Source organism: Lentihominibacter faecis (assembly GCF_014306095.1).
GTDB lineage: Bacteria > Bacillota > Clostridia > Peptostreptococcales > Anaerovoracaceae > Lentihominibacter > Lentihominibacter faecis.
In genome coordinates this window covers 1-17,314 of record NZ_JACRWC010000081.1, presented here as the reverse complement: position 1 = coordinate 17,314, position 17,314 = coordinate 1, and the positions used below count along the sequence as shown (strand labels likewise).

Genomic DNA, 17,314 nt, shown 5'->3' with positions numbered 1-17,314 from the left:
AAAACAATTAATGAATAGTCATGTGGGAATAGTTCCATTTTTTAAGCGAGGCGATATCGGAGGCCTCACATACCTTGTTACCAATAATATCGTTAACTATCTGATCGTGATCGCTACGCTGAGCGGTGTTCTGAAATGGCCGGATAAAGTGGTGTTCGGCTATGTCATTCCGGGCATGTCCATCGGATTGTTTCTGGGCTGCTGCTACTATGCATGGATGGGTTACCGGATCTCTAAACGAGATCAAAGACCTGATGTAACTGCGCTGCCTTCCGGAGTTTCGACAACGGCGATGTTCGTTATGCTGTACGGTGTGATCATGCCCCTTAGCTATGCGGTAGAAGACCCTATGGTGGCATGGTCTGCTGCGATGGCGGCCTGTTTCCTGGGTGGAGTGATTGAATTTGTCGGCGGTATTGTAGGCCCATGGATGAAGAAGCGGATACCGAGAGCTGCGCTGCTTGGTACGGTTGCGGGAATCGGATTCATCTGGATGGCAACAGAAGGTGTATTTGATATTTTTCAGGATCCGATCCTGGGACTTCCGGTTATGATCGTTGCTATGCTTGGTGTATTCGGTGTGTATGCTTTCCCGAAAAAGATCCCGCCTCTTGTAGTGGCGATCGTTGGAGGCATCGTGTATGCGTTTTGTCTGGGACGGACCCAAGTGGATTTCAGTGATATCGGATTTTATATTCCCAATCCAGTCAACAGCATCCAGTACATGATCGATGGATTCGCGGTGATCGTACCATATCTGGCAGTGATCATTCCGGTTGAGATCTATAACTTTATTGAAACCATGGATAACGTAGAGGGTGCTAATGCGGCAGGTGATGAATACAGTGTCCGGCAGGCTCAGTTTGCAGACGGCGTATTTACTATGATATCTGCCTGCTTTGGTGGTGTCGTTCCCAACACTGTATGGCTCGGACACGTATCTTTAAAAAGAACGGGAGCAGGTGTCGGCTATTCGGTCATCGCAGGGATCATCCTGCTTCTGGCAGGTGTGCTGGGGCTTTTCACTGTGCTGTCGGACATCATCCCGAAAGCAGTTGTAGCCATCACATTCCTGTGGTGTGCAGTTGATATGCTTTCCCAGGCATTCCGCGTCGTGGACAAGAAGTATTATGCAGCGATCGGCGTGGCCATGGTGCCGTCGGTTGCCGACTTCCTCTATACGCAGGTCACAGGTGCAGCTGGTCTTGCTGATCTGTGGACTGAAAAAGTGGCTTCCGGGATCAACGACTTTGCACCGGATGTATGCCAGGCGCTTACAGACGCTGGCTGCATGTGGAACGGTGTTGCCGCTGTAAAGGCTGGTGCTATCGTTATCGGGATTCTGCTTGGTACTATGGTGGCATTTATCATCGACCGTCGTCTGGATAAGGTCGCTATTGTAGCATTTGTCGGTGCAGTGCTGTCTTTTATCGGAATCATCCACAGTGCAGCCATCACCATAAACTTTACAAACCAGTGGGGCATCGGCTACCTGATCACAGGCGTCGTTTGCCTGATACTCCACTTCGGAAGAAACAGCTGGTGCAAACCGGACGAAGATATGCTGGAGTATGTGGACGACCAGTCGGAGAAAGAATAGGGCTGTGGCCAGAGTTGAAAATATGAATATTGCATAAAACAGAGGACACATTTTTGCTGATTCTACCGGCAGGAGGTGTCCTCTTTATTTTCCCCTGCACACACCCGGAATCTGTGATACAATAGAGCCAGCCAAGGAGGTTGCATCATGGATGAACGAATCAGGAAACAGCTTGCTTTTGCACTGGAAATCGATAAAGAAAAAAATATTCTCAGACAGACTCACCTGTCTGGTCATGGCAGACGGGAAAACGATGCGGAACATGCATGGCATATGGCCATCATGGCGTATCTTTTACGGGAGTATGCTAATGAAGAAGTTAACATCACAAAAGTCATGCTGATGTGTCTGATCCATGATATCGTGGAGATCGAGGCAGGGGATACTTATGCTTACGACGAGGAAGGCCTGAAATCACAGAAGGAGCGAGAAGAAAGAGCAAAAGAAAAATTGTATTCACTTCTGCCTGATGATCAGAAGAGGGAACTGGTTAGCTTGTTCGATGAGTTTGAATCCTACGAAAGCCCGGAAGCACGTTTTGCTCATGCCATGGATAACGTGCAGCCGCTGATCCTCAATGACAGCAATGAAGGAGGCGACTGGAAAGATCACCAGGTTTCGGCAGAGCTGGTCTATGGCAGACATAAAAAGACGAAGCTGGGTTCGGAGAAACTGTATGAGGTCAGCGATGAGATTTTGCAGAAAAATATTAAAAAAGGGAATTTAAAAGAGTAAATATCTGAGGTAAGGTAAAAATCATGACATTAAAAGAACTGAACATTGGAGAGAGTGCAGTGATCCGGACTGTTGGCGGTGACGGAGCACTGCGCCAGCATTTTTTGGATATGGGCGTGATACCGGGAGCAGAAGTGACCGTGGTAAAGCTGGCTCCTATGGGAGATCCGATGGAACTGCAGATCCATGGATATGAACTGACCCTGCGTCTTGCTGATGCAGATCAGATCGAAGTTGAGCCGATCAAAAGCCGGTCCAGAAAACATGAAGGACCAAAAAGTATCAGCGATACGGAGCACCCGGGACTGGGAGAAAGCGGTAAATATCACGTAAAAGCAACGGAGGACCCTCTGCCGGATGGCATGACGCTGACTTATGCACTGGTGGGAAACCAGAACTGCGGGAAAACGACCCTGTTCAATCAACTGACCGGTGCGAACCAGCATGTAGGAAACTTCCCGGGAGTAACGGTAGATCGCAAGGATGGCCCGATTAAGGGATATCCCAATACATCGGTCACGGATTTGCCGGGCATCTATTCCATGTCACCGTACACCAGCGAGGAGATCGTATCCCGTAATTTCGTGCTGCAGGACAAGCCAAAGGCGATCATAAATATCGTTGACGCCACCAATATCGAACGGAATCTGTATCTGACCATGCAGCTTTTGGAAATGGATGTTCCCATGGTACTGGCGCTTAATATGATGGATGAAGTAACAGGGAACGGCGGGACTATCGATGTGAACCGGATGGAAGAAATACTGGGAATCCCTGTCATTCCGATTTCGGCTGCAAAAAATCAGGGCGTAGATGAACTGATCCGCCATGCGATCCACATCGCCAAGTATCAGGAACGCCCTGGCAGACAGGATTTTTGCGATGAAAATGATTTTGGAGGGGCGGTGCATCGTTGTATTCATTCTGTGTGCCACCTCATTGAAGATCATGCAGAAGCCGCAGAGGTACCGATACGGTTTGCCGCATCAAAACTGATCGAAGGAGATCAGCTCATGATGAGGCTGATGAACCTTGATCAAAACGAAATAGAGATGCTGGAGCATATTATTTTGCAGATGGAAAAGGAGCGAGGGCTCGACCGAAGTGCAGCCATCGCTGATATGCGATTTTCCTTTATTGAAAAAGTCTGCGAAAGTACAGTCGTAAAACCGAAAGAAAGTAAAGAGCATATCCGCAGTCGAAAGCTCGACCGTATACTGACGGGAAAATACACGGCGATCCCATGTTTTCTGGGGATCATGCTGCTTGTGTTCTATCTGACGTTCAATGTGATCGGTGCCTGGCTGCAGAGGCTTTTGGATCTGGGGATCAGCTCGCTGACGGATGTGGTGGATCACGCACTGACTGCGGGGCATATGAATCCTGTACTCCACGGGCTGATCATAGACGGGATTTTCACGGGAGTAGGATCCGTCCTGTCGTTTTTGCCGATCATCGTAACACTGTTTTTCTTCCTCTCTATGATGGAAGACAGCGGATATATCGCCCGCGTTGCGTTTTTCATGGATAAATTGCTTCGAAAAATCGGACTTTCCGGGCGAAGCATCGTGCCGCTTTTGATCGGATTCGGCTGTACGGTGCCGGCAGTCATGGCTACTCGGACGCTGCCAAGTGAACGTGACCGTAAGATGACGATTTTACTGACACCGTTTATGAGCTGCACGGCGAAGCTGCCGATCTACGCATTCTTCGTCAGTGCATTCTTCCCGGGAAAGGGTGGTCTCATCATGGTGGGACTTTACATAACAGGTATCGTGATCGGGATTTTAGTTGCACTTCTTTTCAAGGGCACTCTCTTTAAGGGAGAAGCGGTACCGTTTGTAATGGAACTGCCGAATTATCGCCTGCCGGGTGCTAAAAACGTCGCACAGCTTCTCTGGGAGAAAGCAAAAGATTTTCTGCAAAGAGCCTTTTCGGTGATCTTGATCGCTACGGTAGTGATCTGGTTCCTGCAAAGCTTTGACCTCCGGTTCAACATGGTCGAGGATTCTTCGAAGAGCATTTTAGCTATGGTTGCCGGATGGATCGCGCCGCTTTTCGCACCGATCGGACTGGGAGACTGGCGGATCGTAACTTCACTGATCAGTGGATTTATGGCTAAGGAAAGCGTGGTTTCTACATTGCAGGTATTGTTCCATGGCGGTGTGCAAAGCGTGCTGACTTCCCTGTCGGCCGCTTCCCTTCTGGTATTTAGTTTGCTGTATACGCCATGTGTTGCAGCTATTGCATCGGTGCGCCGTGAAATGGGACGTCACTGGGCCATCGGTGTTGTGCTGTGGCAGTGTGCCATCGCATGGGTGGCTGCCGCGATCGTGAGAGTCATAGGACTGTTGATTTTTTAGCGGAGGTGGAATTTCATGAGTAATCAGTCGGCAAGTGTTCTGGTGGGGAGTATCCAGAAATTCTCCGTGGAAGATGGCCCGGGGATACGGACGACGGTGTTTTTAAAGGGATGTCCGTTATCATGTAAATGGTGCCATAATCCGGAGATGATCGATGCAGGACAGCAGCTTATCAGTTCACCAAACAACTGCATCGGATGTGGTCACTGTATCCAGATCTGCCCGCAGAATGCAATTTCACTTGATCCTGAAAAAGGAATCCATATAGATCGAAATACATGCAATGTTTGTCTTAAATGTGCAAAGGAATGCTATGCTCAGGCGTTGCGTCCGGTGGCAAAGGAAATGACCATAGACGAGATCCTGGCGACTGCTGAACAGGACAAACGGTTTTACGACCACACCGGCGGCGGCATCACCGTAAGCGGTGGGGAGATGCTGACTCATGCAGACTTTGTCGGATCGCTCATCGATGAAGCTGCAAAGCGTGGGATCCACGTTTGCCTGGACACCAGCGGATTTGGCGATGGGAAAGCTTTGCAGAAACTGGCGAGAAAAGAAAACGTAACGGACATTCTGTATGACATGAAAGCCATCGACGATGAGGTGCACCAGGCATATACTGGAGTCAGCAACAAGAGGATCCTGGAAAATCTGCGTATGCTGGCGGAAGATCCGGAAACTTCCGAGAAGCTTTGGCTGCGGATGCCTCTGGTGCAAGGGGTAAATGACACCGAGGAAATCATTCGGAGTACCGGAGAATTCTATCAGGAAATTGGTGTGAAGAAAGTAAATCTTTTGCCTTATCACAATCTGGGCATCAGCAAGGAGCGAAACGTGGGCGGTGTGCAGGAAGAATTTCAGCCGCCGTCAGAGGAATGGCTGACCAAGATCGAAAACTATTTTAAGAAGGAACTGTATCTGGATGTGAGCATTTTAGGCAGGGTATAGCAGCAATCAAGGCGTGTTCGTTACTTCAAAGATACCATTAAATTACAATTAAAGAAAAATATGTTGACTTTTAAATCCCGTTTCGTAGAATGAAAGTAGAGCGAAGGAAATGCAGGCTGCGCAGGATGATGCATTCGCAGGAAAGGAGATACGAAATGGGTAATACTTTGCGCTATGAGGGGTTTCGAAATGTGCTTTTGTCGCAGATGCGAAAAAGACTCTCGGGAAAGCTGGGAATCAAACAGATCTCCAGAAGAGAAACGGTAAAGAATAACGATACGGTGATGGAAATGCTGCTGGTAGAGCTGGAGGACGGCCGGGTAGCGCCGACCCTGTATCTGGAAGATCTGTATAAGGCGTATCGGGAGGGTGCCACACTTGACGAGATCATCCAGGGCCTCTGTGAGATGTTTACTAAGTATTCTGCTGTTAAAATGCCTCTGGAAAACAAACTGAACGCACTTATAGATGATTTTGAGAAAGTGAAGCCGCTGCTGGAATTCAGACTCGTCAATGGTGCACGAAACAAGCGGAGAATGGAAGGAAAACCATTTAGCAGGCTGGGAGAATTTTTGCTGGCTTATCAGATCCATCTGAGAGATGGACATGGCGGGATCTATGCGGCACAGGTAACTGATCAGATGCTGCGGGAATGGGGGATAGACGAGGCGGAGCTGCATGATATCGCGGTCGCTAATATGGATCTTCCGCAGAATTATCTTCTGCAGTCCATGGAGGAGGCGATCGGGATCGAGGTCGATCCGTCTGTGAAACCGGAAGACAGGCCGGAGATGTTTATCCTGACCAGCAAGATGAAGATCAACGGGGCAACGGTGATCTTTTCAGAGGAAGTAAGACAGAAAGTGGGAAAACAGCTCGGCGGTGACTATTATCTGCTGCCTTCCTCCATTCATGAATGGGTAGTGATCCCTAAGAGGTGTGCAAGGAGCACACAGGAAATGGAGGATATGGTGCAGGAGGTCAATGAAGATGCAGTGGAAGAGGAAGAGTTCCTCTCTGACCATGTATATGAATATGATGTTGCAAGAGCGCAGATGCGGCAGGCAGTGACAAGGGCGGTCCTCATGTGAGGACCGCCCCCATTAATCAACCTGTACGAAAGCAGGGTCAAAAATGCCTGTAATAGCACCCATGGCCACCATAAAAGCTGCCATGATCAGCAGACACCAGAATGCGCGCCCTATGAGCGAAACCGCGAAATTGTTGCTTCTGGCCAGTAGCAGATGATCGCAGATCCCGCCGTAGTTGGCGAAAACAGCGACCCAGCTGATCAGTATGAGAAATGTAGTAATGCGATAGATCAGAACCGTAAGTGGCATCGTAGCACCTTCCATCTCGATCGTTGCACTGAGCCACAGGAGGGAAGCATATCCCAGCACGGCCAGTATCATCTTCCAGATTTTCATTGAGCGAAAACCAGGAGGAGCGAAGGGATGATACCTGTCCGGAATATCAGCCAGGGGAGTATTTTTTACTCCCGGGTGGAGCGCCTCATTGATGCCGCCCGGCTTCAGTTTGCGCAGAGCCTTTTCCAGTTTCGGGATAGAATCGTAACGCTTATCGGGATCTATATGGGTACAGATTTCGATGATGCGGGCGATGGGACCGCAGGCAGAGAGCTGCTGCGGATGGCAGCTGGTAAGCATGAAATTCAGCAGGATACCAAGTCCGTAAATATCCGTTCTCGCATCCGATTGACGAAAACCATATTGCTCCGGTGCCGCGTGGTCGACGGTGCCAAGAAGAACCGTATCGCGCTGTTTCTGTTTACTGTAGGTTTTGGCTGCGTCAAAATCGATCAGGATCGCACGCATATCTGCGGTCAGGATCACGTTTGAAGGCTTTATATCTCGATGGATCAGCGGCGGCTGAAAGCTGTGGAGTGCCTGGAGCGTATGGCACAGCTGCAGCATTACATATATGGCATCCTTTTCGTTCAGAACACCTTCCTTTTGTAGATATGCATCCAGTGAAAGTCCGCTGATATATTCTTCAATGATGATCAATTCTTGCTCTGTTTCCACCAGCAGATGGATCCGGGGGATTCCGGAAACCTGCTGGGTCTGCAGAAGTCTGTAGATTTCCCTGTTTTCTAGTGAAAGCTTTTTTCTTACATAAATCTGTCCCGTCTCCACATGGCGCACCAGCATGATGCGTGGATTGTCCGCCAGGGGTGAAATGTCCTGATAAAAAGACAACAGTACCTGATCTTCCAGTTTCATATTCTACCTCATTGATTGCTTTTTTTCTTCGTTTAGTATAACATAATAGAGCAGTTATTGTTGGAAATGAAAGAGAAAACGATGAAATCACAGGAAAAAACCAGCCGTCTGGAAGACGCGCTGACTAATGTTAGAACGTCGCAGCAGCGTGAACAGTTTTTAAAGCAGTATACGGAAGATGGATATGACCGTTTTGCCGATTACCTCAACGAATATATGGCGGAGCACGATATAGATCTGGCGGAACTCCTTTGCAGGAGCAACATCAGTCGAAACTATGTGTACAACATCATCAACGGTGACCGGAATCCAGGCAGGGAGAAGATCATAGCTCTTTGCATCGGCGCAGGCATGAACTGCAGTGAAATCAACAGAGCTTTGAAGATCGCTCAGGAGGGGATCCTGTATGCCAAGGACGAGAGGGATGCCAGGATCATGATCGCAGTCAATCAGGGCAATGCGACGGTGACGGAGATCAACCTGATGCTGGAGCATGAAGGCCTGCCGATCCTCAAGTAGGCGACAGATTTTTCCGTCGGGATTTTTCTGCAAGATTCCGACCAAATTTCGTGCTGGCAGCACACCTTTTCTCCTGTCGGTTCTGTTACACTATGTGCACATACGAAGCTGATTTGAGAAAGGAATTTAGACCATGAAAGTAACAAGATTAGTAATCGGAATCATCTCTTTTGTAATGGCATTGATCGTAACCTTCCAGTCCTGTTTTGCCGGACTTGGCAATGCGATGGAGGATAATGGAGAAGTGGGCGGATCTGCTGGAGTTGTTCTGGCTGTTTTCGCGATCGTTGCCGGAATCATCGCTATCGTGACTCGCAAAGGCGAGGGCAAGGGTCCGTTCGTTGCCGGCGGGTTTTATCTGGCAGGCGGTATTATCGGTTTGGCTATGGCAGGAAGCTACGCTGACCTGAAAATCTGGGGAGTAGCCTGCATCATCTTTGCACTGGTATTCATTATTGGAACTATCCTTGAGAAAAAGAGAAGATAATGCAGTATATCCATACTACTTAAAATCCCTGATCTGCAGTTTTTCTGCGGATCGGGGATTTTTTTCTTTGCATTTATCTGACAATAGGATATAATGGAACTAACTTGTGAATGGTTATTCACGACTGCGACACTTACAAATGAAAAGCAGAGGAACCATATATGTATAAAAAACTGGAAGAGGAGACCATCGATGATATCCTGGAAGCAGGAATCGACGAGTTCATAGAAAAAGGCCTACAGGGAGCGGCCATGAGCGGCATCGCGAAAAAGTCCGGCGTCAGTGTCGGCGTGATCTATAAATATTTTACGGATAAAAACACGTTTTTCCTTCAGTGTCTGGATCACAGCCTGGAGCTGCTGAGCAACGTGCTGCAGGAGGCGGTGTCAGAGGCAAAAGATTTGCGAGGCTGCATCCGAAAGATCGTGGCTGCTTTGATCTCCAATTCAAAGATCCATTCCAACTACAACGCCATGTACAATGAGATCATGTCAGGAAGCTGCCGCAAATACGCTAAAGATCTGGTGGGACGGATCGAGGGCAGATCGGCTGAGGTCTATCGAACTCTCATCGAGCAGGCACAGAAGGAAGGAATGATCACGACAGAAACGGATGCCGGGATCCTGGCTTTTTTCTTCGACAACCTGCTGATGATGATGCAGTTTTCCTACAGTTGTGACTACTATAAAGATCGGATGAGGCTGTTTTGTGGAGATTTGGCGGACGATGAGGATATTATGGCGGATAGCCTGATCCGCTTCATGGAAGCGGCTTTGCAGATGAAACCAATGGAATAGTTAGAGCCTTGAGAAAGGAGAAACACCATGCTGCATGTGATAGCATACGATATCGGAACGACCGGCGTGAAAACCGGACTGATCTCCATTGGAGAGACAGTGGAACTGGTAGCCGATGCGTACCAGGGGTATGATCTATACATCCTGGAAAACGGAGGAGCGGAGCAGGACACAGACCAGTGGTGGAGTGCCATGTGCGAAACGACCCGGAACCTGATGAAAAAAAGTCCGGTGCCGCCGGAAAAAATCGACGGGATTTCCTTCTGTTCCCAGATGCAGGGGCTGGTGCTGGTGAATAAAGACGGCAAAGCCCTCAGACGGCCTATGAGCTATATGGACCAGCGGGCGCGAAAGGAAATGAAGGATTGCCAGGGGCATGGCATCCAGATTGCCGGGGTCAATGTCAGAATGCTGCTGAAGAGCCTGCGTGCCACCCATGCGGCGTCTACCAGCGTGAAAGATCCGCTTTGGAAGTACAAGTGGGTCCAGCAGAATGAACCGGAGATCTTCGCCAAAGTCTATAAATGGCTGGATGTGAAAGAGTACCTCATCAGCCGCTGCACGGATCGCTTCATCATGACCAGGGATTCGGCCTACTCAACGTTTTTATACGATACGCGAGAAGGCAGGGAAGGCTGGAACAAAGCTCTTTGCCGTATGTATGGCGTAGATCCGGAGCATCTTCCGGAACTGATCGAGTGCACGGATATTGCAGGGAAACTTACTGCAAAGGCCGCCTCAGAGCTAGGGCTTTCCCCGGGGATCTGCGTATATGGCGGGGGTGGTGATGCCACTCTGATCGGCGTCGGTGCAGGCTGTACGAAAACGGGGAAGACCCACGTATATTCCGGCACATCCGGATGGATCGGAACCGTTATCGACCGGCAGGTGGTGGATATCAGCTCTATGATCGCAGGAATCGTCGGAGCACAGAAAGGCCGGTATAATTACTTTGCAGAGATGGAGACGGCAGGCAAGTGTTTCCAGTGGGTAAAGGAACATCTGGCTCTGGATGAGATCGGCGTCTATCTTGAGAAGACTAATGTTGCCGAAAGTACGGAAAGCCTGTACGAAAGCCTTTATGACTACCTTTCGGATACGGTGAAAAAAATTCCTGCGGGAGCGGGCGGTATGATCTTTACCCCGTGGCTTCACGGAAACCGCTGTCCATTTGAAGATCCTAACGCAGCCGGTATGTTTTTCAACATCCGGATCGGTACCGGCAAGACGGAGATGATACGGGCTGTTTTAGAGGGAATCTGCTTTCATCTGCGGTGGATGCTGGAGTGCGAAGACAAGAAAGTAAAGACATCCCGGACCATTCGTTTTGTAGGCGGTGGAGCACTTTCGCCGGTCACTTGTCAGATGCTGTCAGACATTACAGGACGAACGGTAGAAACGGTGGAAAACACAAAGGATGTCGGATCCATCGGAGCAGCGATCCTGGTAGCTATTGGATGCGGTGCCATTGCAGATTTCGACCATGTGGAAGAATACATACCGGTGAAAGCTCGATACGAACCGGATCCGAAGACGCGCGATACATACGACAGGAATTACAAGGTGTTTCGACGCCTGTATCAAAACAATAAAGAGAATTTTACTATATTAAACGAAGGCAGAAGTGAATGAAGGAGTAGAGCTATGAACAACAGGAATGAGCGGGAGCTGCTGGTGGAAACCGGACGGGAGCTGCTGGAGAAAAATATCGTCGCAAGGACCTGGGGCAATACCAGCTGCCGGGTGGACGATGAACACTGCCTTATCACACCCAGCGGTCTGGATTACATGCAGACCACAGAAGAAGATATCGTTCTGCTGGATCTGAAGAGCGGCGAGTGGGAAGGCAGACGAAAGCCTTCTGGCGAACGGGGCGTTCATATCGCAGCGTACAGACAGTTCCCTGGTGTGAATTTTGTGATCCATACTCACCAGAACTATGCGACGGCTATTGGTCTGACCGGGATGGACTCGTTGCAGATCACTGAAGAAGAAAAGAGACAGCTGGGAGGTCTTGGCGCTGCAGCCTATGGCCTTCCAGGCATGAAAAAGCTGACTGATGCAGTCGATCACGTTTTGCAGCAGGGGATCCAGACGGTCCTCATGGTGCATCATGGCGTGCTGGTCTGCGGACGTGATAAAGTACAGGCCATGGAGCGTGTGCAGCTGCTGGAAAAGATATGTGAAAGAAACATCTGCGCAGGGTATCTGCAAAGCTCGAAGCAAACGTCTGCCGGGGCGCATAAGTCGGGAGTCGCTGCAAAGGCTCTGGAGGGATTTTTGCAGAAAGAATATCGTTATGCGGAGGTTTTTCGGTCGCCGGCAGTAGATGTTTGCCTGCGGCAGAAAAAAGCCGTTCGCGCGCAGGTGGACGACATGGCTCAGATGATCGGGGGCAAGATCCCTGTAGCAAAGGACCTGTCGAATGCAGAGCACATGATGAAAAAATACAATGCAGTTCTCGTGCCGGACTGCGGTGCTGTGATCCGTGCAGAGACGGAGGACGACCTCCACGCCATGAAGCTGCTGGTGGATAAGGCCTGCTTGTGTGCGGCCCATACCCGAGCATCCGGGAAAGAGAAAAAGCTGAGTGCCGTGGACGTGGCACTGATGCATTTCGTTTACCTCAACAAGTACTCAAAACAGAAGGAGCAGGAGGCATAGAAAGATGATCTCGGAAAAGAGAAAAGAGACCCTGAGGGTCGTGAAATTCGTTATGTTTTCCATATCAGCAGGTGTGATCGAGATCTTGTCCTTCACCCTGCTCAACGAGCTGACCGACTGGCCTTACTGGCCGTGTTACCTGATCGCATTGATCCTGTCGGTGATCTGGAACTTCACCTTGAATCGGAAGTTCACCTTCAAGTCGGTAGCCAATGTGCCGGTGGCTATGGCCAAGATCCTGGCGTTCTACTGTGTGTTCACGCCGGTGACGACGATCCTGGGCAATTACCTGGCAGAGAGCCTCCACTGGAACGAGTACATTGTAACGGGGATCAATATGGGACTGAATATATCGACCGAGTATCTGTATGACAGATTCGTGGTGTTCCGCAAGACTTTGGATACCAACAACCTGGCGCAGAGACAACGGGAAAAAGAAGATAGATAGAGAGGAGACATACAAGATGAAAAATTGTGGAATCAGCAGATGGGACGATCCGGCAGAGATCAACCGTAAATTAAAATACCTGACCAGTCAGCCGATCTGGGAGGTGGACGATGATTATTATGACAATGTAGTCATGAAATATTTTGATGAGAAGTGTAAAGGATCCAGGGAGATTTACGAAGAATCCCAGAAATACATCCCTGGCGGCGTACAGCACAATCTGGCATTCAACAAGCCGTTTCCCATGTGCATGGCCAAGACGGACGGAGCGTATTTATACGATCAGGACGGCAACGAATATATCGACTTCCTGCAGGCGGGCGGTCCGACCATCCTGGGCAGCAACTATCCAGTAGTACGGGAGAAGGTCATCGACCTGCTCAATACCTGCGGCCCTGTGACCGGACTTCTTCACGAGTCGGAAATGCTCATCGCTAAGGAAATCAACAAGCACATGCCTAACGTGGAGATGTTCCGCATGCTGGGTTCCGGTACGGAATCGGTTATGGCAGCGCTGCGTATTGCACGGATCGCGACGGATCACAAGCGGATCATCAAGATCGGAGGGGCTTATCACGGCTGGTCAGATCAGATGGTATACGGTCTTAAGATCCCGGGAAGCAGGGCGCTGCTGGAATCTCATGGGATCCCGCGAGGCGCGTACAAGCTGACCGATGAAGTCCGTCCTAACGATCTGGAAATGCTGGAGAAGATGCTCAAGCGGAATCGCAAAAAGGGCGGTACAGCGGCTGTCATCGTAGAACCGGTAGGCCCGGAGAGCGGTACTCGCCCGGTAGCGAGAAACTATAATAAAGGCGTGCGGGAGCTTTGCGATAAATACGGTGCACTGATGATCTTCGATGAGGTGGTAACAGGGTTCCGCGTGGCTCTTTCCGGCGCGCAGGGATACTTCGATGTGGTTCCTGATCTGACTATTTTCGGAAAGATCGTAGCAGGCGGCTATCCGGCTGCAGGCGGCGTCGGCGGCAAAAAGGAATATGCGCAGCTGATGGCGGCAGGACTGGCTACAGGCAAACATAGAGCGTATGTAGGCGGTACGCTGGCAGCAAATCCGCTGTCCTGTCTGGCTGGCTATACCGCGATCCAGGAAATCGAACGCACCAATGCGTGTGAAGTGGCTGGAAAGATGGGAGACAGACTCTGCGATGGTCTCAAAGATCTGCTGGAAAAATACGCACTGCCGTATGTAGCCTACAACCAGGGATCCATCGTGCATTTGGAATGCACGGGCGCCATGAGTTTTGATTTTTCATCGATGTGTTTCGTAAAGTCTGCTCTGGGACTCCTGAAACATAAGGACATGATGTATGTGAGAAAAGATTCTATGGAAAAGATGGGTGCTGCATATATGGCTAACGGTATCGTGACCCTGGCAGGCAGCCGTCTGTATACGTCGCTGGCAGATACGCCGGAGATCATAGATGAGGCGCTTAATCGTTTTGAGGAAGTATTTAAACACGTAAAGAAAACGGATAAAGGATTGGTATAGGGCTATGAAAGAAATCGTAAAATCGCAGAAGGAGCTTTATAAAAGCGGACTCACCATGTCGGAAAACTTTCGCAGACTCCAGCTGGAAAAGCTGAGAGAAGGCATTTTAGAACATCAGGGCGAGATCTGTCAGGCACTTCGCAAGGATCTGAATAAATCGGAATTTGAAACGTATGAGACGGAGACGGGTATGGTGTTAGAAGAGATCAGCTGCATGCTGAAACACCTCCACAGGATGATGCAGCCAAAGCGGGTAGGGACTCCTATCGTGCACTTTCCGTCCACCAGCAAAATCTACAGTGAGCCTTATGGATCGGTTCTGATCATGGCACCGTGGAATTATCCGCTGCAGCTGGCGCTGGTGCCTCTGGCAGGATGCATCGCTGCGGGAAACTGCGCAGTAGTCAAACCATCCAATTATTCTCCAGCAACTTCTGCTGTCATCAAGAAGATCATCACGGAGAACTTTCCCCCGGAATATATCTCCGTGGCGGAAGGCGGCCGCGAGGTCAATCAGGATCTGCTGGATCAGCCGTTTGACTATATTTTCTTTACCGGTGGCACCACGGTAGGAAAGCTGGTGATGGAAAAAGCAGCGAAGAACCTGACTCCGGTAACGCTGGAGCTGGGCGGCAAGAGCCCGTGCATCGTAGACGAAACGGCTGATATCACTGTGAGTGCGCGCCGGATCATCTGGGGCAAGCTCCTCAATGCAGGACAGACTTGTGTGGCACCCGACTATGTGCTGGCTCACGAAAGCATTTGCGATAAACTGATCGAACAGATGAAAAAATATATCGTTGGATTCTATGGGGAGCGACCTTTGCAGGACGGAAACTATCCGAAGATCATCAACGAGAAACATTACGATCGCCTGGCCTCTCTGGTGGAAGCCAGCAATGTGATCTACGGCGGCGGAATGAATCCGGATACCTGTCAGATCGAACCGACATTGATCCAGGCCGACTGGGATTCGGAGATCATGAAGGACGAGATCTTCGGTCCATTATTACCGGTGCTGAAGTTCTCCAATTTAAAGGAAGCCGCAGATGCCATCAAGGATCGCCCGAAACCGCTGGCACTGTATTACTTTACGACTTCGGCGGCAGGTAAGGATTTCGTCACGAGAAATATTTCCTACGGCGGCGGATGCATCAACGACACCATCGTGCATCTGGCCAACCCTAATATCCCGTTCGGCGGTGTGGGCGCCAGTGGCATGGGCAGTTATCACGGCAAAGAATCTTTCAAGACATTCTCCCATCGCAAGAGCGTACTGGAGAAGAAAAACTGGCTGGATCTTCCGATACGGTACGCTCCAAACAGCCCGCGGGATCTGAAACTTTTAAAGTTTTTGATGAAATAAAAAATTAAACTTTTGAAAATTCTGACGAACTAAGGTATGATAATGTCAGGAGGAAGAAGATATGGCACTATTTCGAAAAAAGACAAAGTACTTTAAGTATTCGTATGAAAGAACGAAAGCATATTTTGAACAGCATCGGGAAATCGAAGCGCGTAATTTTTTAAAGTGTCCGGAATGGGCGAAGCCGGAGTATGATGAAAACGGCAGATATGCAGAGGAACCGGATGGGCTGTTGCCTTTGTTTGACCCTCGCAGGCAGCAGCGGTTTTACCGGGAAGGTCAGATGGCAGCAGGTACCATCGTACAGGCGAATGAACTTCTCTTTGCGAAAGGAAAAGGAGATAGTCCGGCAACCTTTATCTATACGCAGGATCCTTTTTTTCTGCAGAATCCGGAAGAACTGATCTGTCTGGCTCATGAGCTCTTTTCGACTAAAGGAGACGACGGCTTTATTCCAAGCATACAGTATGTTGCAGATCTGCTGGCGGATGAAGCCGGGCGATATTTTCACTATCACCTGCCCTCAAATGTTCTGGAAAATCGGGATGTCTGGCTCACTACTATTTTAGTGAGCAGGGATCATCTGCCGGATAATACTCTGAAGCCGGAGATTGTATACCCGATGCTAATATTGCCGGATGACGGACCAGATGCAATGATCTTGCCGTACTGGTACTGGCAGAAGTAAGGAGGACGCTATGGGTGAGATCAGTAATCTGGAATACAAGATGACATGGATAGATCATCTGGACGTATTGTATGGATCATTTATTAGAAGAAACGATCCTGACGAGTGGTTTTATTTCCTGCGCAGACCGGAATTTGCACAGAAGGAAAAGGCACTGGAGATCAGTCATGAGATTTTACGGTATGTCCTGACCTACGGTCTTATTTCCAGGAAGATCGTACAGCTGCTGGAAGACACGTTTCACTATCTGGATCAGGAAGAGTATTTTTTAGATACCTATAGTCTGGGTATGTTTGACCACTATCGGCAGGATCTGTTAACGTGGGAGGAGTTCCCCCCGTACCGTTTATTTGAGCCGCTAGATGAGAATGCGAACTATGATCAGTTTCTGGTAATGTTCGCAGAATTATACGGAACAGATCCTTCTGATGAAGAACAATATTTGCAAAATCTGAAGAACTTGCAGAACACAGGAATAACTCATCCATATATAGCGCTGGCGGAATGTCATTTCTTCTTAGCCAAAAAAGAATATGCGAAAGCATTAGAGGCTCTTCGTGGAATGGAAAACAGTTATGACAAATTTTATGCGGCTGGTGATATTTTTATGGATCTGGGTATGTATCCGGAGGCAGAAGAACAATTTGAGGCCGCGGAAAAACTCCATCCTGCAGGATATGATCGAAACTTGCTTTACGGAATCTTTTTCTCAAAATACTACGGTGGGAAATGGCAGGAAGCGAAAGATTTTGCAGAACGTGCAGAAAACATGGGATATGAACCTTTTGTGATGCCATTGAAGCTGAAGCTTCTGGAAGACTCCTGCAAAAAACTCCTTGGAGATCGCAATGTAGAGGAGCTTTCGGAAGATGAGTGTCTCGTGGTTTGTGAGTATGTGATGCTAACAGGACAGTATGACCAGGCTGTCTCTTATACACATCTG

At 49.2% G+C, this 17,314-nt stretch carries 16 protein-coding genes; 15 read left to right on the top strand and 1 reads right to left on the bottom strand.

Going from position 1 to position 17,314, the window contains the following annotated elements; translation table 11 throughout:
• Positions 1 to 10 precede the first annotated feature (10 nt).
• The 5 genes from H8876_RS06495 to H8876_RS06475 all read left to right on the top strand — a co-directional run bounded on the left by H8876_RS06495 (position 11) and on the right by H8876_RS06475 (position 6,740).
• On the top strand, positions 11 to 1,600 hold the full coding sequence (locus H8876_RS06495) for a xanthine/uracil/vitamin C permease (RefSeq protein WP_249287058.1): 1,590 nt from the start codon (positions 11 to 13) through the stop codon (positions 1,598 to 1,600).
• Positions 1,601 to 1,747: 147 nt separating this feature from the next.
• Positions 1,748 to 2,335, top strand: a complete 588-nt coding sequence (locus H8876_RS06490; protein ID WP_249287057.1) for an HD domain-containing protein — start codon at positions 1,748 to 1,750, stop codon at positions 2,333 to 2,335.
• A gap of 23 nt (positions 2,336 to 2,358) precedes the next feature.
• Positions 2,359 to 4,698 carry a ferrous iron transport protein B gene (gene feoB, locus H8876_RS06485; protein WP_249287056.1) on the top strand — a complete coding sequence of 780 codons (2,340 nt, stop codon included), beginning with the start codon at positions 2,359 to 2,361 and terminating at the stop codon, positions 4,696 to 4,698.
• Between the two features lie 15 nt (positions 4,699 to 4,713).
• Entirely contained in the window at positions 4,714 to 5,649 is a 936-nt protein-coding gene (locus H8876_RS06480) for a glycyl-radical enzyme activating protein (RefSeq protein ID WP_249287055.1), read from the top strand.
• Between the two features lie 155 nt (positions 5,650 to 5,804).
• Positions 5,805 to 6,740 carry a DUF5688 family protein gene (locus H8876_RS06475; RefSeq protein WP_249287054.1) on the top strand — a complete coding sequence of 312 codons (936 nt, stop codon included), beginning with the start codon at positions 5,805 to 5,807 and terminating at the stop codon, positions 6,738 to 6,740.
• A gap of 12 nt (positions 6,741 to 6,752) precedes the next feature.
• On the opposite strand, the gene H8876_RS06470 is transcribed toward H8876_RS06475, so the two are convergent.
• Positions 6,753 to 7,892 carry a serine/threonine protein kinase gene (locus H8876_RS06470; protein ID WP_249287053.1) on the bottom strand — a complete coding sequence of 380 codons (1,140 nt, stop codon included), beginning with the start codon at positions 7,890 to 7,892 and terminating at the stop codon, positions 6,753 to 6,755.
• 81 nt (positions 7,893 to 7,973) lie between these two features.
• On the opposite strand from H8876_RS06470, the gene H8876_RS06465 reads away from it, so the two are divergent.
• The 10 genes from H8876_RS06465 to H8876_RS06420 all read left to right on the top strand — a co-directional run.
• Positions 7,974 to 8,411, top strand: a complete 438-nt coding sequence (locus H8876_RS06465) for a helix-turn-helix domain-containing protein (protein WP_249287052.1) — start codon at positions 7,974 to 7,976, stop codon at positions 8,409 to 8,411.
• 133 nt (positions 8,412 to 8,544) lie between these two features.
• Positions 8,545 to 8,898: a hypothetical protein gene (locus H8876_RS06460; protein WP_177264708.1), complete on the top strand. Its 354-nt coding sequence runs from the start codon at positions 8,545 to 8,547 to the stop codon at positions 8,896 to 8,898.
• Positions 8,899 to 9,059: 161 nt separating this feature from the next.
• Positions 9,060 to 9,695, top strand: a complete 636-nt coding sequence (locus H8876_RS06455) for a TetR/AcrR family transcriptional regulator (RefSeq protein WP_249287051.1) — start codon at positions 9,060 to 9,062, stop codon at positions 9,693 to 9,695.
• 27 nt (positions 9,696 to 9,722) lie between these two features.
• Positions 9,723 to 11,327, top strand: coding sequence for a xylulokinase (locus H8876_RS06450; protein WP_249287050.1), 1,605 nt, complete (start codon positions 9,723 to 9,725; stop codon positions 11,325 to 11,327).
• A gap of 12 nt (positions 11,328 to 11,339) precedes the next feature.
• The gene (locus tag H8876_RS06445; RefSeq protein WP_249287049.1) at positions 11,340 to 12,359 is read left to right on the top strand and encodes a class II aldolase/adducin family protein; all 1,020 of its coding nucleotides are present in this window, start codon (positions 11,340 to 11,342) and stop codon (positions 12,357 to 12,359) included.
• A gap of 4 nt (positions 12,360 to 12,363) precedes the next feature.
• The gene (locus H8876_RS06440) at positions 12,364 to 12,807 is read left to right on the top strand and encodes a GtrA family protein (RefSeq protein ID WP_249287048.1); all 444 of its coding nucleotides are present in this window, start codon (positions 12,364 to 12,366) and stop codon (positions 12,805 to 12,807) included.
• A 16-nt stretch (positions 12,808 to 12,823) separates the two neighbouring features.
• Complete coding sequence (locus tag H8876_RS06435; RefSeq protein ID WP_249287047.1) at positions 12,824 to 14,317, top strand: aspartate aminotransferase family protein; 1,494 nt, start codon at positions 12,824 to 12,826, stop codon at positions 14,315 to 14,317.
• Positions 14,318 to 14,321: 4 nt separating this feature from the next.
• Positions 14,322 to 15,683 (top strand): aldehyde dehydrogenase, encoded by a 1,362-nt coding sequence (locus H8876_RS06430; protein WP_249287046.1) that lies wholly within the window; start codon positions 14,322 to 14,324, stop codon positions 15,681 to 15,683.
• A gap of 61 nt (positions 15,684 to 15,744) precedes the next feature.
• On the top strand, positions 15,745 to 16,371 hold the full coding sequence (locus H8876_RS06425; RefSeq protein ID WP_249287045.1) for a hypothetical protein: 627 nt from the start codon (positions 15,745 to 15,747) through the stop codon (positions 16,369 to 16,371).
• Between the two features lie 10 nt (positions 16,372 to 16,381).
• Positions 16,382 to 17,314: hypothetical protein (locus H8876_RS06420; protein ID WP_249287044.1), on the top strand; the 933-nt coding region annotated here is incomplete at its 3' end.